Annotated in this window: 16 protein-coding genes; 2 read left to right on the top strand and 14 right to left on the bottom strand. The window is 62.9% G+C overall.

Going from position 1 to position 21,828, the window contains the following annotated elements:
* Positions 1-433: 433 nt before the first annotated feature.
* A complete protein-coding gene (locus QD208_RS10125) occupies positions 434-2,224 on the bottom strand; it encodes an EAL domain-containing protein (protein WP_279836720.1) in 1,791 nt (596 codons plus the stop codon).
* A 695-nt stretch (positions 2,225-2,919) separates the two neighbouring features.
* Here QD208_RS10125 and QD208_RS10130 point away from each other — a divergent pair.
* Both QD208_RS10130 and QD208_RS10135 read left to right on the top strand, forming a co-directional pair.
* Positions 2,920-3,786 carry a 2OG-Fe dioxygenase family protein gene (locus tag QD208_RS10130; RefSeq protein ID WP_084589647.1) on the top strand — a complete coding sequence of 289 codons (867 nt, stop codon included), beginning with the start codon at positions 2,920-2,922 and terminating at the stop codon, positions 3,784-3,786.
* A gap of 653 nt (positions 3,787-4,439) precedes the next feature.
* Complete coding sequence (locus QD208_RS10135) at positions 4,440-5,057, top strand: LysE family translocator (protein ID WP_279836721.1); 618 nt, start codon at positions 4,440-4,442, stop codon at positions 5,055-5,057.
* 182 nt (positions 5,058-5,239) lie between these two features.
* On the opposite strand, the gene QD208_RS10140 is transcribed toward QD208_RS10135, so the two are convergent.
* The 13 genes from QD208_RS10140 to leuB form a co-directional block, all read right to left on the bottom strand.
* Complete coding sequence (locus tag QD208_RS10140; RefSeq protein ID WP_043336921.1) at positions 5,240-5,839, bottom strand: YceI family protein; 600 nt, start codon at positions 5,837-5,839, stop codon at positions 5,240-5,242.
* A gap of 65 nt (positions 5,840-5,904) precedes the next feature.
* The gene (locus tag QD208_RS10145; RefSeq protein ID WP_153635333.1) at positions 5,905-6,447 is read right to left on the bottom strand and encodes a cytochrome b; all 543 of its coding nucleotides are present in this window, start codon (positions 6,445-6,447) and stop codon (positions 5,905-5,907) included.
* Between the two features lie 177 nt (positions 6,448-6,624).
* Positions 6,625-7,839, bottom strand: coding sequence for an O-succinylhomoserine sulfhydrylase (locus QD208_RS10150; RefSeq protein ID WP_166019381.1), 1,215 nt, complete (start codon positions 7,837-7,839; stop codon positions 6,625-6,627).
* Positions 7,840-8,074: 235 nt separating this feature from the next.
* A complete protein-coding gene (gene purF / locus QD208_RS10155; protein ID WP_043336916.1) occupies positions 8,075-9,589 on the bottom strand; it encodes an amidophosphoribosyltransferase in 1,515 nt (504 codons plus the stop codon).
* A gap of 242 nt (positions 9,590-9,831) precedes the next feature.
* Positions 9,832-10,560, bottom strand: coding sequence for a CvpA family protein (locus tag QD208_RS10160; protein ID WP_279836722.1), 729 nt, complete (start codon positions 10,558-10,560; stop codon positions 9,832-9,834).
* On the bottom strand, positions 10,557-11,267 hold the full coding sequence (locus QD208_RS10165) for an SPOR domain-containing protein (RefSeq protein WP_279836723.1): 711 nt from the start codon (positions 11,265-11,267) through the stop codon (positions 10,557-10,559). The genes QD208_RS10160 and QD208_RS10165 overlap by 4 nt, the downstream gene beginning before the upstream one ends.
* 49 nt (positions 11,268-11,316) lie before the next feature.
* Complete coding sequence (locus tag QD208_RS10170; protein WP_279836724.1) at positions 11,317-12,831, bottom strand: bifunctional folylpolyglutamate synthase/dihydrofolate synthase; 1,515 nt, start codon at positions 12,829-12,831, stop codon at positions 11,317-11,319.
* Positions 12,824-13,843 (bottom strand): acetyl-CoA carboxylase, carboxyltransferase subunit beta, encoded by a 1,020-nt coding sequence (accD, locus tag QD208_RS10175; RefSeq protein WP_043336910.1) that lies wholly within the window; start codon positions 13,841-13,843, stop codon positions 12,824-12,826. Before accD ends, QD208_RS10170 begins: the two co-directional genes overlap by 8 nt.
* A 304-nt stretch (positions 13,844-14,147) precedes the next feature.
* On the bottom strand, positions 14,148-14,780 hold the full coding sequence (locus QD208_RS10180) for a phosphoribosylanthranilate isomerase (protein WP_279836775.1): 633 nt from the start codon (positions 14,778-14,780) through the stop codon (positions 14,148-14,150).
* A 22-nt stretch (positions 14,781-14,802) separates the two neighbouring features.
* Complete coding sequence (gene truA, locus QD208_RS10185) at positions 14,803-15,939, bottom strand: tRNA pseudouridine(38-40) synthase TruA (RefSeq protein WP_347881996.1); 1,137 nt, start codon at positions 15,937-15,939, stop codon at positions 14,803-14,805.
* Positions 15,939-18,812, bottom strand: coding sequence for a FimV/HubP family polar landmark protein (locus QD208_RS10190; protein ID WP_279836725.1), 2,874 nt, complete (start codon positions 18,810-18,812; stop codon positions 15,939-15,941). The genes truA and QD208_RS10190 overlap by 1 nt, the downstream gene beginning before the upstream one ends.
* 456 nt (positions 18,813-19,268) lie before the next feature.
* Positions 19,269-20,390 carry an aspartate-semialdehyde dehydrogenase gene (asd, locus tag QD208_RS10195; protein ID WP_279836726.1) on the bottom strand — a complete coding sequence of 374 codons (1,122 nt, stop codon included), beginning with the start codon at positions 20,388-20,390 and terminating at the stop codon, positions 19,269-19,271.
* A gap of 218 nt (positions 20,391-20,608) precedes the next feature.
* Positions 20,609-21,691, bottom strand: a complete 1,083-nt coding sequence (gene leuB, locus QD208_RS10200; RefSeq protein ID WP_279836727.1) for a 3-isopropylmalate dehydrogenase — start codon at positions 21,689-21,691, stop codon at positions 20,609-20,611.
* Between the last annotated feature and the right edge of the window lie 137 nt (positions 21,692-21,828).

Raw genomic sequence — 21,828 nt, forward strand, 5'->3', positions numbered from 1 at the left:
CTCCCTAAAGATAGGTCAGAACGTGTCAACTATATTCAGGACGGGACACAGGCATAAAAAAAGCCAGTCACAAGGACTGGCTTGCCCGGACATGTATCCAGAGGATAGCGCCGGAAAGATCGTGAATCCGCTCAAGGAACCATCGCAACCTGCAACGCAGGCTGGAAGCGAGGATGGGCGAACAACCCTGCGCATTGAACGACGCAGCCACCCTCGGCAGAAATGATCGAGGAGCCATGGCTGGCTCGACTCGAAGACTTCACGTCAGGTGGTCAATCCTTATCCGAGATGGAGGACTCGAGATGAAGGGTGACGGCCTGACGCGTTTCAACTGTCAGCATCATATCTTTTAGTCCGCGAACAAAAAAGGGCCCAAACAGCAACAGACCTTTGCTGGAGAAGCACCATCAATCGCTCGCATGGCCGACCGATATCAGTGACAGCCAGGGGCTGCAGCGCCCTTGTCCGAAGCGAGGGCCCCCGAGGCGCGATTCGGCGGATTGTTGCCACCGAGTAACAGGCGCTGAATATCCGTGGCCGCCATCGGCTTGTAGAAGTAATAGCCCTGGATCAGGTCACAACGCATCTCGCGCAGCAACTCCAGCTGCTGTTCGTTCTCGACCCCTTCCGCGACCACCTCCAGCCCGAGGCGATGACCAAGGAAGACCGTGGCCTCCATGATGGCGCGGTCCTTGGGTTCCTGGGCGCACTCGATCACGAAGGAGCGATCTATCTTGAGCGCCGTCACCGGCAACAACTTGAGATAGCTCATCGAGGAATAGCCGGTGCCGAAGTCATCGATGGCGATCTTGTAGCCACGGTCGTAGAGCGCCCGCAGGCTGTCGCGTACCTTGATATCGGCATCGATCAACACGTTCTCGGTCAGCTCGATACCGATGTCCCGCGGTGTCAGCCCGTATTCCTCGACATAGGCCTCAAGGCGGGTGAAGACATCCGAACTGATGGCCTGGCGCCCGGAGATGTTGATGTCGATCCGGTAGCCCTTCAGCCCCATGGCGCGCCATTCGGCCTGCTGACGACACGCCTGGCGGATGACCCAGTCTCCCAGACGCTCGATCAGGTTGGTGCGCTCGGCGACCTTCACGAAGTCGGAGGGCGGAATATAACCCTCGGGAGAATGCCAGCGCAGCAGCGCCTCGAAGGATTCGATGCGCTCACTGCGCGCCGCCACCTGCGGCTGGTAATGCAGCGACAATTCCCCTCCGCCGTCCTGATTCAGCAGCGACTGCAGGCGTCCGGCCAGATGGTGCTGATGCAGCATCTCGTTGCGGACTTCCTGATTGAAGAACTGATAGCCATCGCGCCCGGCCAGCTTGGCACGATGCTTGGCGACATCGGCATTGCGCACCAGCTCGGCCGCCTCGCTCCCATTCTCGGGATACAGGCTGATGCCGATACTCAGGCGCAGCAGCAACTGGCGCCCTTCGATCTCGAAGGGTCGCTGGAAGTCCTGACGAATGCGCTCGACCACCGACAGGGCATCACTCTCGTAATCCAGTCGTGGCATCGCCAGCACGAATTCATCGCCACCAAAACGCGAGAGCAGATCCTGATTGCGCTGGAAGCCCTGCAGACGCTTGGCCACGCTGCGGATGACGCGGTCACCCATCTCGTAACCGAGGGTGTCATTGATCTCGGTGAAATGATCGATATCGAGAAACAGCACCATCAGGGTGTCGTCATGACGCTGACATTCACTGAGCGCCTCGCCGAGTTCGCTCTCGAAGGTCTGGCGATTGGGCAGCTCCGTCAGGGGGTCGAAACGCGTCATGTAATCCAGATCACGCTGGACCTTGCGCTCACCCGCCAGATCGATGTCGATACAGAACATCAGCGGGTTGTCAGTGCGCTCTCCCAACATCACATGGTGGGAAAAGACAGGCACGGGGGCGCCTGACTTGTGCTTGAGCTCAAGTTCACTGGAGGGAATCTCGATACCCTGAGAGACCCAGGCATGGTGTGCGTCCACCACGACATCTGCCATCGTCTCCGGGATCACCAGAGTTTCCAGGCATCGTCCACGAGCTTCCTGCTCGCTATAGCCGTATAGCCGCTCGCTGGCCTCGTTCCAGTAGATGACGCGGCGCTGGCTGTCATAGCCCTGAACGGCGACGCGCGGCAGACTTTCCAACAGCTCTCGAAAGCGCTGATCACTGACGGGAAGTCCCTTGCTGGTCGAGAGGCCAACCATACTCGTCTGCATGACCGCCTCCTGCGTATGCTGATGATGTGACACCTGACGCTTGCGAGATAGCATGATGCCCGCAGTTGCGCCAAGAATCACCATCAGTAACGCGGTTGGCCATCGACCCAGCATGCTCTGGCCCCACATCACCACCACCATCAACGTCAGTACCACGGCAATGATGACGGGACGAGAGCACAATATTCCGGCGGCCCTGCTGGCCTGGCGGAACCCTTTAGCCATGTTGAAGGATACCTCCGCTGCCGTCCTTCGCCTGATCGCCGGACTTCGGCGGGGCAGATCAACTCGTGACGGAATGTCACTTCGAACGAGTTCTCTCACACGCAGAACGAGTTCTTGTCGTCATGAGAAAAGTCTAAGGGTCTGCTGCGCGTAAACCCAGCGTCTTGCAGCGCCTCTCGATCACTATCCTCAACGCTTCATGCAGTGCCAGACGGCCTGAACCTGCGTTGCGCTGCTCGTCTGCAAAGGGCGAAGAATAGCGCTAATGACTTACATAATACCAGTCGATTAGATTACTCATACCTCGATATTGGCCATGTACCCATATTGATGATACTTGCGCGAGATTAGCGTGTTACCGCCATGGTACGGGTTTGACTATCTCGTGCGCACCTTCCCATTCTCCTCGACGTTGCCAACGCAACACCTTCCATTTGCGCCCAAGCGCACAAAACGTCGAGGAATTTCATATGAACATCGCAAATCGTGGCGTACGTCAACTGGCCGACTCTTCCCGCAAGATCACCCTGGAACAGGGCGGCCTGGTGGAGCACTACCCGACCCCCAAGACGGACACCACCCCCTTGCGCCTGCCGCTTGCCTCGCAGTACTGGCCGGAGGCAGTCCACGAGGAGCTGGCACGCCAGCATTGGAGCAAGGCTTCCATCACCTCCCAGATCGACCTCGAGGCCTGGCAGGGCTTCCTGAAGGACCTGCCGCGTGACCCCTACGTCAACACCCGCTGGAAGCGCATGTCCTGGCTGCACCTGAACGACCAGCATGAAGTCGAGACGCTGGGCGAATGTCCGATGGCGCAGGGCGGCAAGTTCAATGACGCCGCCAGCATGGCTGACCGTCTGCGCTATTACGCACCGCTGGAAGAGAGCTTCACCGAGCGCGAGGATGTGCGCGCCTTCGTGAAGGCCTGGGCCGACATGTGGGGTATCGGCCCGCGTGAACCGATCCTGATGCAGATCACCGGCGTGCGCGGTGATGGCACCATCGACCCTCTCCAGGGTCAGGGCATCCACGCCGATGGCTGCAAGTACCTGAGCATCCTGGTGCTCAACCGCGAGAATGTCAGCGGTGCCATCAACACCCTCTATCAGGACAAGGCAGGCAAAGAGCTGCTGACCACCACGGAGCTGGCACCGGGCGAGGTCCTGCACATCCACGATGACCAGCTGTTCCACAGTGTCAGCTCCATCACCCAGGAGAACGCCGGCGAGCACTTCGAGCGCTTCATCATCATCATCAACTGCTCGTTCATCGACGAGTTCCAGAACCGCATGCTGCGTCGTCATTTCCCGGACGCCGTCCTCAACGACTGCGAGTGAGCAACGGATTGCTCACGAGCCATCGCAGCGAGACGCATCGCAGCTTGCGGCGTCGTCTCATCTGAAGTCCCGCCGCGCAGAAGCCACGATGCCGATGCCCCCCGATACGTGAAACCCTGTTCTGAGCGCCAGAGCGCCCAAGCGCCAGAGTGCCTATGTGCCAGAGTGCCTATGTGCCTGAGTACCTATGTGCCTGAGTACCTGAGTACCTGAGTACCTGAGTGCCCGAGCCTCATGGCATCAGACACAGGAAAGAAGAAGGAGAACCTGCCATCAGGTGACGCACTGTCACAAGATGCGCGCCGACGAAAACGTGCATGTGCAGCACCCAGCGCCAGCCGGGCCACCGGCTGGCGCTTTTATATGCCACAGAGCGCCCGCTTCGCGCTTGCCTTGAATCATGCATCTGTCCTGTTACACGATTCTTCCTTCTTCTCTCTCTTCCCTCCTCTTCCTTCTGCTCTCTTCACTCTTTCCTTGTTCTCGATTTCTCCTCCTTCATCCCCTCCTCTTGTTCTGCTCTCCCGCGCCGCCACGCTTTGCATTACTCTGGTGTCTCGCGCTTGACACTCTCGCCTGTCGAGACGCGCTTGTTTGCATCGTCGCTGTGACGGCGCTGCCCTTCCCTTCCCTCTATGCATCAGGGACCTCTCATGACCTTTGAAAGCGGGCTGACCTTCTTCATTGCCATCTTCCTGTTTGGCATCACCCCCGGGCCTGGCATCCTCGCGCTGCTGGCGCGCGGCATGAGCCAGGGTGGCAATGCCTGCGTGCCGATGGCCGTAGGCATGAGTCTCAGTGATGTCTGCTACATGCTGGCGGCAGTGTTCGGCCTGTCGGCACTGGCCACGCATTGGGGCGAAGTCTTCGTGGTCATCCGTATCCTGGGCGCCGCCTACCTGCTCTATCTCGGCTACAAGTTATGGACGAGTTCACCGACGCTGGATGAGACTGATGTCCCCAAGCTACGTGGCAACTGGTGGAAAGGGTTTCTGCAGGGCTTTCTCATCTCGGCATCCAACCCCAAGGTCATCCTGTTCTATATCGCCTTCCTGCCCACCTTCATGGATATCACCCAGCTGTCCGGCAGCGATATCGTGATCGCCGCCGGACTCAACCTGAGCGCATTGCTGCTGGGCGTGGTGCCGGTGGGCTATCTCGCCGGGCGTGTTCGCCGCTATCTGCGTTCGGCGAAGGCGGTCAAACGCCTCAATCGCAGCGCCGGCGGCCTGATGATCGGGGCGGGCGGCTATCTGGCATTGCGCGGCTGACGCCTGAACGACGCTCAATGTGACGCAAGCGCCTTGCACAACCACAAACGCCCCTGCCGATTGGCAGGGGCGTTTGTGTCGAGAGGCATGGGGTGGGATTGCAGAGCGCTTGCGCTCAATCCACGGCGTCAGTGCACGCTTTCGATGCTGACGTCAGCACCAGTGCCCTGCGCTTGCCGCCCTTACTGGCGGATACCTTCGATGACCAGATACAGATCGACGGTGGCGGCATTCGGGCCAAGCTTGGACGTGTCGATGCCGTAGTCGGCGAGCTTCAGCGTGGTGGTGCCTTCAAAGCCCTGACGGTAGCCGCCCCACGGGTCTTCACCGCCGCCGATATGATCCACATCCAGGGTCACGGGCTGCGTCTGGCCGTGCAGCGTCAAGTCACCCTTCAGCTTGCCGGAACCATCGCCGGTAGACTCGAAACCGGTCGAGGTGAAGGTTGCCGTCGGATATTGGGAGACATCCAGGAAGTCTGCCGACTTGATGTGCTTGTCGCGTTCGGCGTGGGCACTGTCCAGGCTATCGACATCGACTTCTACCGACACCTTTGCATCTTCCGGCTTGCCCTGGTCATAGGAGAAATCACCACTGAACTCCTTGAACTGCCCCAGCACGTAGGAATAGCCCAGATGGCTGATCTTGAACTGGATGAAGGCGTGTTGGCCATCGGTATCGATCGTGTAATCGGAGGCCTGTGCCTGACCCGCCATCAGCGGCAACGACGCCGCCATGAGACCTGCCACCAGTGACTTGCCGAGGAAGGATGTCTTGTTCATGTTGGTGCTCCTTGAGAGGTTTCGTCACATCTGGCGTTCGAGCGTACCCAACGCCTTCCTTTTCGTCAGCGCAGCGGCCGAATCATGCGCCGCAACGTGTCCTGCCCATCCAGCAGGTGATGCTTGAATGCCGCCGCTGCATGCCCCAGCGACAGGATGATCAGCACGCAGGCAGCATACCAATGCACCTCACCTGCCAGCGATGCCTGATCCTTCAGCCCCGAGATCACTGCCGGCACCTCGAAGAGATCGAATACCTTGATGCCACGCCCGTCAGCGGTGGAAATGAGGTAACCCGAGATCATCACCACCAGCATCAGCACGTAGAGCAGCACATGCCCGACCAGCGCCGCGCGCTGTTCATTGCGCGTGCCGTGAGCCTGCGGGGTCGTCTGGCTCCAGCGCCAGGCGAGCCGCACCAGCGTCAGCACCAGCAATATCACCCCGACCGAGCGATGCCACCACGGACCGAGCTGGTACCAGGCATCGTAATAGCCAAGCGACGTCATCCACCAGCCCAGCGCGAAGAGCCCGACGATGGCCAGCGCCGACAGCCAATGCATCACGATGACAGGCCAGCCCCAGCCCCGTCGAGAATTACGCCACATGAAGTGCTCCTGATGACAGTCTCCACCTGACCATCGAGCTGGCAGGTTCTTTGAGCAAGAGCTTAACCAGTGCCCGAACGGACGCCAACCCTTGCGGGCAACACCAGCGAAATTGTCCAGAGACACCAACGCCCGGCAGAACCGGGCGTTGGTGTGCAAAGGCAGGCGTTACGGGACTCAGCTCGCGAGGCGATCAAGTCCGCGCGCCAGATCACGCTTGATGTCGTCGAGATCTTCCAGACCGACGGCAATACGCAGCAGGCCCTCTTCGATGCCGGCGGCCGCTTTCTGGTCATCGCTGAGGCGACCGTGAGTCGTGGTGGCCGGGTGCGTGATGGTGGTCTTCACGTCGCCCAGGTTGCCGGTGATCGACAGGATGCGCGTCGCATCGACTACCGACCAGGCCGCCTCGCGGCCGCCCTTGACCACCACCCCGAGCACCGCACCGAAGGCCTTCTGCTGGGCCTTGGCCAGTTCATGCTGCGGATGGCTCTCAAGCCCGGAGTAATGCACCCGCTCGATGGCCGGATGCGCTTCCAGCCAATGTGCCAGCGTCAGCGCGCGTGCACAGTGGGCTTCCATGCGAATGTTCAGCGTCTCCAGGCCCTTGAGGAAGACCCAGGCGTTGAAGGGGCTCAGGCACGGCCCGCAGGTACGCACCACGCCATAGACCTCCTCCATCAGCGAGGAGCTTCCGACCACGGCACCACCCAGCGTCCGGCCCTGACCATCGAGATACTTGGTGGCGGAGTGGATGACGATATCGGCGCCCAGCGTCAGCGGGCGCTGCAGGGCCGGCGTACAGAAGCAGTTGTCGATGGCGAGCCAGGCGTCGTTCTCATGGGCCAGCGCCGCCAATGCCTGGATATCGCCAAGCTCGGACAGCGGATTGGATGGCGTCTCGGCGAACAGCAGCTTGGTGGCCGGCGTGATCGCCTCGCGCCAGGCATCCAGGTCCTTCAGTTCGACGAAGCGCGTGGTGATGCCCAGCTTGCCGAAGTACTTGGTGAACAGGCTGACACTCGAGCCGAAGATGGAACGCGACGCGACGATTTCATCGCCGGATTCCAGCAACGCCAGCACGGTGGACATGATCGCGGCCATGCCGGAACTGGTTGCCACGCAACGCTCACCGCCTTCCATCGCCGCCAGGCGCTCCTCGAAGAAGCGCACCGTCGGATTGGTGAAGCGCGAGTAGATGTTGCCGGCTTCATCGCCCCCGAACTTGGCTGCGGCCTCAGCAGCGCTGCCATAGACGAAGCTTGAGGTGGTGTAGATGGGCTCGCCGTGTTCCTGCTCGGCACCGCGCAGGTGACCGGCACGGATGGCGAGCGTCTCGAGGCCCAGCTCATCGCGGGAAAGACCGGCGCGGGAAAGATTGTCGTCGTGCATGGTGTCCAGTACCTCTACTGATGGAATCTACTGCCCTGTGAATCACGATCCAGCGCCACGCGCCGCTGTGACATGTCGCGTCTTCAGCATTTCGGGGCGCGTCGACAGCAAAATGAAGGAAAAGCGATGCGCCAATGTTACCGGTTTTGAACGCGCAACGGGCCCCGGATTTCTCCGGAGCCCGTTGCGGTTCGCTCATCGCGTGATTGCCTGCCGAGGATGGCAGGCAGCCGGATCAGTCGAGATCTTCCGAATCGTTGTGCAGATCCACCACCGCGTGGGTCTCGCCAGCGCTCTTGGCGCCATCGTTGCGCGAGGCACGCAGGTCGTTCAGATAGGCTTCGTCGATATCGCCGGTCACGTAGACGCCGTCGAACACGGAGCAATCGAACTCATCCAGCGCCGGATTGACTTCACGACAGGCGTCCTTCAGGTCGTCGAGGTCCTGATAGAACAGACGGTCAGCGCCGATCAGGTCCGCGATTTCCTTCTCGGTACGGTCATGGGCGATCAGCTCTTCCGCCGCCGGCATGTCGATGCCATAGACGTTGGGGTAGCGAACCGCCGGTGCTGCCGAGGCGAAGTAGACGTTCTTGGCGCCCGCTTCGCGCGCCATCTGGATGATCTCGTTGCAGGTGGTACCGCGCACGATGGAATCATCCACCAGCAGCACGTTCTTGCCGGCAAACTCGATATCGATGGCGTTAAGCTTCTGACGCACGGACTTCTTGCGCAGTGTCTGCCCCGGCATGATGAAGGTACGGCCGATATAGCGGTTCTTCATGAAGCCTTCGCGGTAAGTCACTCCCAGATGCTGAGCCAGCTCGAGGGCGGAGGTACGCGAGGTATCGGGGATCGGAATCACGACATCGATGTCCTGCTCCGGCCATTCCCGCACGATCTTGTCGGCCAGCTTCTCGCCCATGCGCATGCGGGTGCCATAGACGTAGGCACCGTCGAGCAGGGAATCCGGGCGCGCCAGGTAGACGTGTTCGAAGATGCACGGCTTGAGGACCGGATCATCCGCGCACTGCAGGGTGTGCAGCTCACGCTCCATGTCGATGAATACCGCTTCGCCCGGGGCCAGATCACGGATCAACTCGAAGCCGGCGACGTCGAGCGCCACGGATTCGGAGGCGATCATGTACTCGACGCCTTCGGCGGAGTCACGCTTGCCGAAACACGCCGGACGGATGCCGTGCGGATCACGGAAAGCGACCAGGCCAGTGCCGTTGATGATCGAGACGGCCGCGTAGCCGCCCTTGCAGCGACGATGCACACGACGCACGGCATCGAACACATCACCGGCGCCCAGACGCATGCCCTGCTTGCCCAGCTCGTGAGCGAAGACATTGAGCAGCACTTCCGAATCGGAGCTGGTGTTGATGTGACGCAGATCAGAGGAGAACAACTCCTGCTTGAGCTGGTCGGAGTTGGTCAGGTTGCCGTTGTGCGCCAGCGTGATGCCGTAAGGCGAGTTGACATAGAACGGCTGTGATTCCGCCTCGCTGGAGGAACCGGCGGTCGGGTAGCGAACATGGCCGATCCCCATGTTGCCCTTGAGACGCTGCATGTGACGAGTGCGGAAGACATCACGCACCAGACCATTGCTCTTGCGCAGCAGGAAACGACCTTCGTGCCAGGTCATCATGCCCGCGGCGTCCTGCCCGCGGTGCTGCAATACGGTCAGCGCGTCATACAGCGCCTGGTTGACCGAGGCGTTGGCCATCAAACCTACAATCCCGCACATCCCGTCATTACCTCACTAATACACACTTGGATAGGGAAGCGCACGCTGGCGACTGCCGGCGCCCGTCCATATGGCAATATGAGTGCTCACACGGCGCAATTGTCAGGCCTGCCCCCCATGCAGGCAACACCTGACCGATGGGTCAACCCTTCGACGGCCCCGCATGAGGCTTCAGCAACGCGTGCCGAATGCCGAAAACGACAACGCCGGGCCACGATGCCCGGCGCTGAAGATCCTGCCTGTCACTGCTCACCACCCGCATTGCGGCTTGCGGCCTCGCCAGCGGTGCTGCCTCTGAGCAACGCCTCCAGCGAGGGCTGGTCCTGCGTGGCATCCTGGCGCGTGAACGACTGCAGCGCCTGCTGGCTGAGGCTGTCGCTCAACGCACGCCCTTCTCGCTGGGCGCTGTCGATCAGGCCGCTGGCCTGCTGCTTGAGCCGGGTGCCGCTGGTGGAATCCGGCAGCGACACGCTCTGGCCCCAGTCACCGCCCGTATCCCACTCACGATAGCGAGCCAACGACCAGTCGCGCAGCTGCTCAAGCGTCGACCGCAGCTGGGCGGCCTGCCAGTCGGCGCTGTCACGCAGGGGCGTCAGCCCCACCACGGCGGTGATCAGCACCAGTATGACCGCCGCGCGCAAGGCGCCGAACACACCGCCGAGCAGACGATTGAAGCCGCCCATGCCGACCGCATGAATCAAGCGTTCCAGCAGGCGCAACATCAGCCCCCAGATCAGCACGCTCGCGATCACCACCAGCACGAAGCCGACCGCGGTGCGGATGCCCGGCGAGACGATCATCTCTTCGAGCAGGCCACCCACCTCGGCGCCGAACTGGCGTGCCGCGACCAGTGCCACCAGCCAGCCCGCCAGGCCCAGGGCCTCGCTGAGCAGGCCCCGCATCAGCCCCAGCAGTACCGAGATACCGATCAGGCCCAGACATAGCCAATCGATCCAGACCAGCTCGTTCACTCACCCTCCTTGCGTCGTACCAGCAGGCCCTTGATATTGACCTGCTGCTGCAGGCGCGAGCGTGCGGACTCACCGATCTCGGAGGACTTGTACGGGCCGACGAAGACAACGGTCAACTTGCTGCCACGCGGGATCCGGTATGCCGCGAAGCCCTTGCCCTGCAGCTCCTTCTGGAGACGCTCGGCGTTGGCCGGGTCACCGAAGCTGCCGACCTGCACGGCCCAGCCACCGGCGGAAGACGACGGCGCATTCGAGGCAACCGCAGGCTTCGGTTCAGGCTTGGGCGCGGGCTTGGGTTCAGCCTTGGGAGCAGGTTTGGGCTCCGGCTTGGCAGCGGGTTCCGGTTCCGGCTTTGACTGCGGCTCGCTGCTGGCCACAGAGCGGGGCGGCGACAATTGCTCGGCCTCGGCGACACGACTTTGAGACTCGGAACTGCTGTCACTGCCGGCACCCGGGTCACTGTCACGCACCTTGCCGTTGCTGTCGACGAAGGTGATCGGCACATCCGTGCCGATCTTCAGCTCACTGGGCGGCTGCGGCTCATCGACGTTGGAGCGATCGATATCCACCGGCTTGCCAAGCGTCATCACCGGACTCGGGCGCTCATCACGGGCCGGCGGCTCATCGAAGAGCATCGGGATGAAGATCACCCCCAACGCCAGCAGGATGACCGCACCGCTGATTCGCTCGCGTTTGCCATATTTCATTGTGACATCTCCCTTGCACCCGAAATCCCGGACTCGCCGCCGGCCTGCATCAGGCCTGGGCGTCGAGCCACATCAATGCTTCACCGACCGTGAAGAAGGAACCACAGACCAATACTTCTCCAGCGCTCGTCTCGCGTGCCAACCATTCGGCTGCAGCGGTGACCGTCTCGCACTCCGCCAGCACCTCACCACCACAGTGGCGGACCACGGCGGCAAGCTCACTGGCCTGGCGGCTACGCTCGCCATCCAGGGTGGCGACGACGAAGCCGTCCACCACCGGTGCCAGCGCCTGAATCACGCCAGCGGCATCCTTGTCGCCCAGCATGGCGAGCAACGCCCGCCGCGGCCGGGCGGCAGGATCCCGCGCGCAACGCAGGTCATGAGCGGCAAGACGACTGGCCAGATAACTCGCGGCATGCGGGTTATGGCCGACATCCAGACACCAGTCACGCCCGTGACGACTCAGCCACTGCATGCGCCCCTTGAGCTTGACGCTCGCCATGGCCTGCTGCACGCATTCGGCGCTGAGCTCGATACCGGCCTCGACCAGAGCATTCAGCGCACTGGCCGCATTGTCGCGCGGCAAGCCAGGGTCTGGCAGTGCATCGAACGTCAGTGCCGGCGCTGACAGGCGCTGCCATTGCCATTGCGAGGCAGCCGAATGGTCCATGCTGCCATCCACACTGCCATCCACACTGCCATTTACAAATTCAGCCGCGGCCTGCCAGCGAAAGTCCTGCCATAGCACCTGCGGCGTGACACCCAGCGTGCGAGCATGCGCCGCACAACTGGACGGCAGCACATCCGAGCCGAACACGGCCGGCTTGCCGGCGCGCAGAATCCCGGCCTTCTCGAAGCCGATGTTCTCGAGGTCGGTGCCAAGAAACGCGGCATGATCCTGGGCGACCGTGATGATCATCGCGACATCACAGTCGATGATGTTGACGGCGTCCAGACGCCCGCCCAGGCCAACTTCCAGAATCGCGAGCTGCGGCTGCTGCTGAGCGATCAGCCATAGCCCGGCCAGCGTGCCGGCCTCGAAGTAGGTCAGGCTGATCACGCCCTCGTCATCCACCGGCTCACCACTGGCCGACAGCCCGGAGTGGCGCGCGGAATCGACCTGCTCGAAGGCCGTGACCAATGCCGCATCACTGACGTCGTGACCATTGAAGCTCAGACGCTCGTTGTAATGCAGCAGGTGCGGAGAGGTATAGGTGGCGGTGCTCAGCCCGTGGGCACGCCCCAGCGCCTCGAGCATGGCAACTGTCGATCCCTTGCCGTTGGTGCCGGCCACGGTAATGATGCGGCCACCGAGCCGACGCGCGCCCGCCCCGACCAGACCGAGACGCCTGGCCACGCACAGCACTCGGGCAAGGCCCATGTCGATACTGACGGGGTGCTGATGCTCGAGGCGCGTCAGCCACTCATCCAGCGAGAGGCCACGCGGCACGGCATCATGCAGGGGGGAAAGCTGCCACGAAGCGGCATCCAGCGGAGGGAGTGAGGAAGACTGCAGCACCTCATCGGTGCTGCAGCTTGCCGGGGCGGAGCCCTGCTCAGCCATCGCGACGTTCGCCTTGCGGCTTCTCGCTGGTGAAGGTCTCGTCGAGCACGCTGTCCACGGCGGAGCGCGGCTCGGCCGGTGCTTCGACAGTCGCATCCGCCTCGACGGATTCTTCTTCGACGACCGCATCCGCGACCGGCAGGTTGGCGGCGTTGACCGGCATGCCCTGCAGCTTGAGCAGGATGCTGGACAGGCGCTCACGCATCTCGCGGCGGTGGATGATCATGTCGACGGCGCCATGCTCGAGCAGGAACTCGGAGCGCTGGAAGCCTTCCGGCAGCTTCTCACGCACGGTCTGCTCGATGACACGCGGACCGGCAAAGCCGATCAGGGCGTTCGGCTCGGCGACATTCAGGTCACCCAGCATCGCCAGCGACGCAGAGACGCCACCGAAGACCGGATCGGTCAGCACGCTGATGTACGGCACGCCAGCCTGCTTGAGCTTTTCCAGCGCCGCGGAGGTCTTGGCCATCTGCATCAGGGAGAACAAGGCTTCCTGCATGCGAGCACCACCGGAGGCGGCGAAGCAGACCAGCGGGATGTTCTCGGCCAGCGCAAGCTCTGCTGCACGCACGAACTTCTCGCCGACGATGGCACCCATGGAGCCACCCATGAAGCTGAACTCGAAGGCCACGGCCACGACCGGCTGACCGGAGAGAGCACCGCGCATGGCGACCAGTGCATCCTTCTCGGAGGTCTGCTTCTGGGCAGCGCTCAGGCGATCCTTGTACTTCTTGGAGTCGCGGAACTTGAGGCGATCGACCGGCTCGAGATCCGCCGCGATTTCCTCGCGGCCTTCGCTGTCGAGGAACCAGGACAGACGCGCACGCGCAGTGAGACGCAGGTGGTGGTCACACTTCGGGCAGACGTTGTCGTGCTTGGTCAGCTCCGGAAGGTACAGGACTGCTTCGCACTTGGGGCATTTACGCCACAGGCCGTCAGGAATGGAGGTACGCCGATCCTTGCGTTGGATACGGCTCATTGACGGCACAATCTTGTCAAGCCAGCTCATGGTGGGGAGGCTTCCGTTTTGCTGCTGTTCTGGGCACCGCTCGACGACTGTCGGCGGCCATGCGAGTTGGCACATATTCCAGGGCGTTCACGCCCCCGGCAATATGGCGGGCAGCTACCATCACAGGGCAGTGCCAATGGAAAAGACCGTGCAACCCATTGGTCGTACGGCCACTTTTCCGAATTCTGGGGGTCATTGTAGCGGCTTCGCCCCCCTTGCGGGTAGTGCGAGATGCCAATTGAGCGTTGCGGCCCTCGCCGCTTGGGACGAAAGCAACGCAAGGGCCACAACGCGTGCCGGCAAATCAGCGCTGATGGCGGACTGCCTGACAGAATGCCTGCATGCGCTCGGCACTCTTCTCGCCGGGCGCGGCTTCCACACCGCCGGAGACATCGACCGCGTAAGGGGCGACCTGCGCCACCGCCGCGGCGACATTGCCTGACTCGAGACCCCCGGCCAGGATGACCGGCAGCGGCAGATCGGCCGGGATGCGCGACCAGTCGAAGGTCTCGCCGGTGCCACCGGGCACGCCGGGACGATAGGCATCCAGCAGCAAGCCACGCGCGTCATGGTAGCGCGCCGCCTGCGCGGCGAGATCGATCCCGTCACGCATGCGCAACGCCTTGATATAGGGCCGCCCAGCCGCCCGGCACTGCTCCGGCGTCTCATTGCCATGCAACTGGAGCAGATCGAGATGTGACGCCGCCGCGGCAATCTCTTCGGCGCTGGCATCCACGAACAGGCCGACCCGCGTCACGAAGGCCGGCACGCACGCGGCAAGCTCGGCCAGCCGCGCCACATCGACCGCACGCTTGCTGCCCGGCCACAGCACGAAGCCCAGCGCATCGGCCCCTGCTGCCACGGCGTCGCGGATATCCTGCTCTCGCGTCAAGCCACAGATCTTGACCCGGGTACGCTGGCTCGCTCGAGCGCTCATCTCGGTCATGGGATCACTCCGTTCAACGTGAGGATTCATTCTGGGTGGCAGCCGTCAGCGTGTCATCCTCGGCGCCTGCCGCAGGGTCGCCTGCCGCAGGGTCGCCTGGCGCAGGATCGCCTGCCGCAGGAACGCCTGGCGCAGGAATCGCTTGTTCATGCTCGCGACTGAGGCGCTCGGCTTCACGGGCCACGTTGGCCAGCCGGATGGCCTCCTGCTCACTGAGCTTGCCCGCCGCGCGCGCCTCTTCGGCACCCTCGGCCTCGGCACGCGCCATGCGTGAGCGCACCATCGGGCAGTCCGGCAACGGGCGCTCGCCCGTCCACTCGCCAAGATGTGCGACCAGACCAGGGCCCAGGGGTTCCTTGGGCAGCGCATAGCGCGGCGGATAGATGACATCGACGAAGTGAAGCCCTGTCGCCGCTGCCGTCGCGCTCGAGCGCGTGCGATCCCCTCCGCGCATCAGCTCGACGATCCACTCGACAGGCTTCTCGCCACGCCCGATGGCCATCAAGGTGCCCGCGATATTGCGCACCATGTGATGCAGGAAGGCATTGGCCTGGATATCGATCATGACGATATGGCCATGGCGACTGACTTCAATGAAGTGCACGTGGCGGCGCGGCGAGCGCGACTGACAGCCTGCGGCGCGGAACGCCGAGAAATCCAGCTCGCCCACCAGATGCGCCGCCGCGGCCTGCATGTCGGCGACATTGAGCGGCTCGCGACACCAGGTGACATTGTTGCGCTCCATCACCGGCCGAAACGGCTGGTTGATGATCATGTAGCGATAGCGACGGGCGATGGCGCTGAAACGCGCGTGGAAATCATCGGGCACCGGCACGGCCCAATGAATCCCGATATCGGGGGGAAGGTTGACGTTACCGCCCATGCGCCAGGCCTTGCGACTGCGGCCCACGGGGGTATCGAAATGCACGACCTGACGCACGGCATGCACACCGGAATCGGTGCGGCCACTGCAATGCACGGTAATCGGCGTGGAGGCGACCTTGGACAAGGCCTTCTCGAGCGCTTCCTGCACGGAGGGGGCGTGGCTCAGACGCTGCCAGCCACAATAGCGGGTGCCATCATATTCAACGCCCAGAGCAATGCGCCCCGGGCGTTTCTCGTTATCATCCAACGGTGTAAAAAAGGGCATCAGGTCAGACCAAAGCGCTCCATCAACGCCAGCGCCTCTTCACGGACCATGTCATCACTGGCAGTAGCGAGCGGCTCAAGCAGCGCAGCCGCCTGATCATCATCGCCATCCACCAACAACTGACGGGCTTCCTCGAGCTGTTGGAATGCCACGGTATCCTGGGCGCCAGCCCCAAACCCTGCCGACTCGACAGAGGGATAGGCATTATCCTGATCCCCAGACTCGAACGCCACTTCCTCGACCTCGAATTCCGAGATATCACGCCGCGGCACGTCCACCTCTTCCAGCGTCATGCTATCCAGTGACGGCAACTCGTCCATGCCATCGACTGCGGCTGACGGCCTGCTGGACGCCTGATACGGCTTCTGGCTCGCAGCGCTGCCTTCACTTGCGCCACTGCTCTCACTTGCAGCGCCGTTCTTCTCACTCGCGGCACCACTCTCGAGCGCGGCGTTGTCATCCAGCTCTTCACGCAGCGAGGTGAACTCGACGGACTCGCCCTTGAGCGCGCTATCCGCCGCCTTGGATGCCGCGGCATCAGTGCCCTTCTCGTCATCGGCGTGACCAGCTTCCCCCAGTGTCAATTCCGGCGCCTGGTAATCGATCACGTTGTCGCTGTTGAAGTGGCTCTCACGCACGGGCGCCTTCTCGAGGTCCTCGCCCTTGAGGCCCGGCTCGAACGCGACGCCTTGATCGGGAGCATGCTCGACCAGCGGTTCGCTCACGCCGTCACCGGCATGCGATTCGCTGTCAGACAGCGCGCTAGCATCTTCCGGGTCATCAAGGGGGGCGTCAGAGCCCGTGGCGGATGCATCTGCCGGGCCGCGAGCCGCATCATCGGCCTTGTCATGACCTTCAAGCGGCGCGCGAGGCGCTGCCGCCTGCTGACTTGCTACCCCCGACAGATAGGAGACCTTGCGCCCCACCTGACTCGCGCCGCCACCTGCGACAGCACGCAGCGCACTGCTTGAGACGCTGTAGCGATCCAGCAGCGCCTGGGCCTCGAAACGCTCTTCCTCATTGCCGGCCGCCAGCACCTGCTCACCTTCATGATGCAGGGCTTCGGCATTGCCAAGCTCGCCATGGACTCCCATCAGCTTGAGGCGCAGGTCCTGGCGTGCGGGATCTTCCACCAGACCGGCCTCCAGCAGGGCCTGGGCCTGATCGAAGCGGCCGTAGGCGATGAAGATGTCCGCCTCGCTGATCGCAGCCGCTTCCGGCTGGGAGAGCGGCTCGAGACTACCGGAACCCCGGCGCGCCGCCACGTTGGCATCTTCAGACGCGGATGACTTGTGACCCGCGGCAGCAGCGGCAGTCGAGGCCGCAAAGGTATCCGGGAAGACGCGTGGCTTGTCCTGGTCGGGCTCTTCATTGCCGCGGACCGCATCGGCAAAGCTCATGTTCTCATCGCCCCCGGAACCGGAGCGGCGACGCAACAACAGCAGCAACAGAAGCAGCAATGCCCCGGCCGCCCCGCCGACGATGGCCAGGTTGTCCTGCACCCACTGCCAGGTCGCCTGGGGCCACGGCTGCTTGGGCAACACCAGGTTGCCCTCGCCGTCGCGCGGCTGACCGAGGTCCACCCCGGCGGCGATCAGGCTTTCCGGCAACGCCAACGGCGAGATGCCGCTGTTGACGAGCAGACGATTCTGTTTGGCGAGCAACACCTTGGCCGTCTCGAGCTGTTCGGTACGCTCTGCCAGCGACGCTCGCAGCTCACCGACTTCATTGCGTAGGGAGGCCACTTCGCTGCGCAGGTCATCACGCTCCTGCTCCAGCTGATCGAGGCGTTGCTGATTGGTCAGCAGCTGGTCTTCCAGCGACTCGAGGCGATCGGACAGTTCATCGATCGCCTGCTGACTACCCGCGGAGATCTGACCACTGGCTGCCGCCGCCTTGGGCTTGCTGCCGTCTTCATCCAGCAGCGTCAGACGCGGCTTGCCATCGGCACCCGCGCTGGCGGGTCCGCTCGGCGCGGCCGTGGCCGCAGGTGCAGCACTGGCGGAAGGCTCATTCGACGTGCTGGCCGCGGCGGTTTTCTTGCTGGCCGGAGCCGGCACGGTCTTGCCCTGCGCGCCCGCGACCCACTGCTGATACTGCTGACGCACTTCCTTGTCGGCCTCGGTACGCGAACGTCCCAACATGGTGCTGCGGTCCGGCACGCTCAGCACCACTCCCGCACGCAGCTTGTTGATGTTGCCGCCCGGGAAGGCCCTGGGGTTGGCTTCCTGGATCGCCAGCATGGCCTGACGGATGCTGACACTGGCATCCGGACGCACGCGACGCGCGATCGTCCACAGCGAATCACCGTTGCGCACCTTGATGCTGGACGGCGGCGTGCTGGATGACGCACTGCGCGAGGCAGCCTGGCTGGGCTGGGCATTGTCGCGGAACACCACGGAACGCGTCGGCGAGGAATCGTTGGTGGCCAGCGGCCGCGAGCGAGCGCCGGCAGGTGTCACCAATGACGGCTGACTCGAATAACCCGCCGGATCGAACAACAGGGTCACCTGACGCTGCAGCTTGCCATTGGGCCATTCGACATCCAGCAGCAGGTCCACATAGGGCTCACGTACCGCGCCATTGGTGGACAGCTGGAGGTAGTAGCGCCCACCCTGCTGCTTGACGGCAACCTTGATGTCATCGCTGACATAGCTGCGATCGACGCCCGCTCGCGTAAAGGCGGCAGAATCGGCAACGCCGGCCTTGATGAGGCTGGCATCGAGGCCCGAGGTATCCGTGAGGCCGATGCGCGCGTCCAGTGGCTGATTCAGATTCGAGCGCAACCGCGGCGATTCCATGCCGACTGCCAAGGCCTGAGCACTGTAGACGGCGAACGACACCGCCAGTGCGAGAGGAAGCTTGCGTCCCATTGAGTGTCCCTTCGTATGCGGCCGAATCATTGCCCGGCCTGCGCATTATGTTACGTATACTTACACAAGATACCAGAGAGTCCGTCCCAAGAGTGCGGGAAGCCATTGGCAAAGTGGAAAAAGTTTCAACGATAGAGTGACGGCCCACGATCGATAAAGGCCGCAGAGGCGTCATATCGCGAGTGACCAGCTCGACGATATCCCCTTTACGATACCCGTAAAAAACACCTCCCCGCCATCATGCATCAAAAGCGCCAGTCAAAATCGCAAAAAATGCGCAGGAAAGACTGAGATATCTGGTACTCGCCGTGACATCAGTGACCTATCTCTTACCTGAAATCACCGACCTTCCAAGACGTAACGTGCAAAAGAGAAGCGCCCTCGACTCCAGAGAGCCGAGGGCGCTTTCAGGTCAGGCTCGCAATGAACCCGACGACATGCTGCTACACAGTGCGATCAGGCCGCGCGATGTTCACGCAGGATGGTCAGCATGCGCTTGAGCGGCTCCGCGGCCCCCCACAGCAGCTGGTCACCGACACTGAAGGCGGACAGGTATTCGCCCCCCATCTCCAGCTTGCGCAGACGGCCGACCGGTACGGTCAGGGTGCCGGTAGCAGCGGCCGGCGTCAGATGTTTGAGGCTGTCTTCCTTGGTATTGGCGACGACCTTGACCCAGTCATTGTGCTTGGCCAGACGGTCTTCGATCTCGTCCAGCGGCACGTCCTGCTTGAGCTTGACGGTGAAGGCCTGGGAGTGGGAACGCATCGCACCGATACGCACGCACAGCCCATCGATCATGATCGGGTTGCCCTGGCTGTCGAGAATCTTGTTGGCCTCGACACCGGCCTTCCACTCCTCGCGGGTCTGACCGGATTCCATCGCGGAATCGATCCACGGCAGCAGTGAGCCGGCCAGCGGCGCACCGAACTGCTGGGTCGCGAAGTCATCGCCGCGCATGGTGGCGGTCACCTTGCGGTCGATGTCGAGGATGGCGCTGGCCGGGTCCGCAAGCTCGGAGGCCACGCTGCCATTGAGCTGGCCCATCTGGGTCAGCAGCTCACGCATGTGGCGCGCACCGCTGCCGGACGCCGCCTGGTAGCTCATGGAGGTCATCCACTCGACCATGCCGGCCTCGAACAGGCCGCCCAGGCCCATCAGCATCAGGCTGACGGTGCAGTTGCCGCCGACGAAGGTGTTGGCACCGGCGCCGATCTTCTGGTCGATCACGTGACGGTTGACCGGGTCCAGCACCAGCACGGCGTCCTTGTCCATGCGCAGGGTGGAGGCCGCATCGATCCAGTCACCCTTCCAGCCGGCTTCACGCAGCGGGCCGAACACCTGCTTGGTGTAGTCGCCACCCTGACAGGTGACGATGACATCCAGCGCCTTCAGCTCATTGATGTCATTGGCATCCTTGAGCGCCGGCACCGGCGTGCCCACGTCAGGACCGGCCTGACCGACCTGGGAGGTGGAGAAGAATACCGGCTCGATACCGGCGAAATCGTTGTCATCACGCATGCGTTGCATCAGCACGGAACCGACCATGCCACGCCAACCGACAAATCCGACTTTCAACATGCTTGTTCTCCTTGTTCATGCACGGCCGGGAGCATGGAAGACACCACCGCTCCCGACACAGGAATGACCCGCAGCGAGCACAGGCAACTCACACGAGGCGAGCCTTGCCCAACGCTCCAGCCGCAGGTCCTGACATGAGAACCCGGCGACGCACGCCGAGCTCCCCCATGATCATCGCGTGAACGCCGCTGGCTTGCGGCGTTCACGCGGGTCTTGCCTTACGCCTGGGCCTTGAAGGCGGCCAGCACGGCATCGCCCATCTCGGAGGTGGAGACCTTGCGCGTCCCGGCGTAGGCGATATCGGCAGTGCGCAGACCTTCATCCAGCACCACGCCGACCGCCTTCTCGATGCGCTCGGCCCAGGCGGCTTCGTTGAGCGAGTAGCGCAGCATCATGGCCACCGACAGGATGGTCGCCAGCGGGTTGGCGATGCCCTGACCCGCGATGTCCGGCGCGCTGCCGTGGCACGGCTCGTACATGCCCTGACCACCCGCATTCAGCGAGGCGGACGGCAGCATGCCGATGGAGCCGGTCAACATGGCGGCCTCATCCGACAGGATGTCGCCGAACATGTTGCCGGTGACCACCACGTCGAACTGCTTCGGAGCACGCACCAGCTGCATGGCGGCGTTGTCGACGTACATGTGCGACAGCTCGACATCCGGGTAGTCGGCGGAGATGCGCTCCATCACGTCACGCCACAGCATGGTGACTTCCAGCACGTTGGCCTTGTCGACGCTGCACAGCTTCTTGTTGCGCTTCTGCGCCATCTCGAAGGCGGTGCGACCGATACGCTCGATCTCGGACTCGGAGTAGACGTAGGTGTTGTAACCAACCTGCTGACCATCACGCGTCTCGATGCCACGCGGCTGACCGAAGTAGATGCCGCCGGTCAGCTCACGCACGATCATGATGTCCAGCCCGGACACCACTTCCGGCTTGAGGCTGGAGGCCTCGGCCAGCTGCGGGTAGAGAATCGCCGGACGCAGATTGGCGAACAGCTCGAGCTCCTTGCGCAGCCCCAGCAGGCCGCGTTCCGGACGCAGCGAGATGTCTTCGAGCTTGTCCCACTGCGGGCCGCCGACTGCGCCGAGCAGAATGGCGTCCGCCGCCTTGGCCGCCCCCAGCGTTTCCGCCGGCAGCGGGTGACCGGCCGCGTCATACCCTGCACCACCGACCTTGCCTTCGCTCAGCGTGATGTCCAGACCTTCGCTGCGGGCGGCTTCAAGGATCTTCACGGCTTCGGCAGTGATTTCCGGGCCAATGCCATCACCGGGCAGAATCAGGATATTGCGGCTCATCTGGAACTCTCCTTGGGCCGGAAGTCTTCCGGCGAGACCGACGGTTCACCGTCGGTGCTGAGACTGGGCTCGCCGCCATTCTGGACGGCGAGCCATGACGAATATGTTGCGATGTCAGGCGTTGACTGACGCGACGC

The sequence above is a fragment of the Cobetia sp. 29-18-1 genome (assembly GCF_029846405.1).
GTDB lineage: Bacteria > Pseudomonadota > Gammaproteobacteria > Pseudomonadales > Halomonadaceae > Cobetia > Cobetia amphilecti.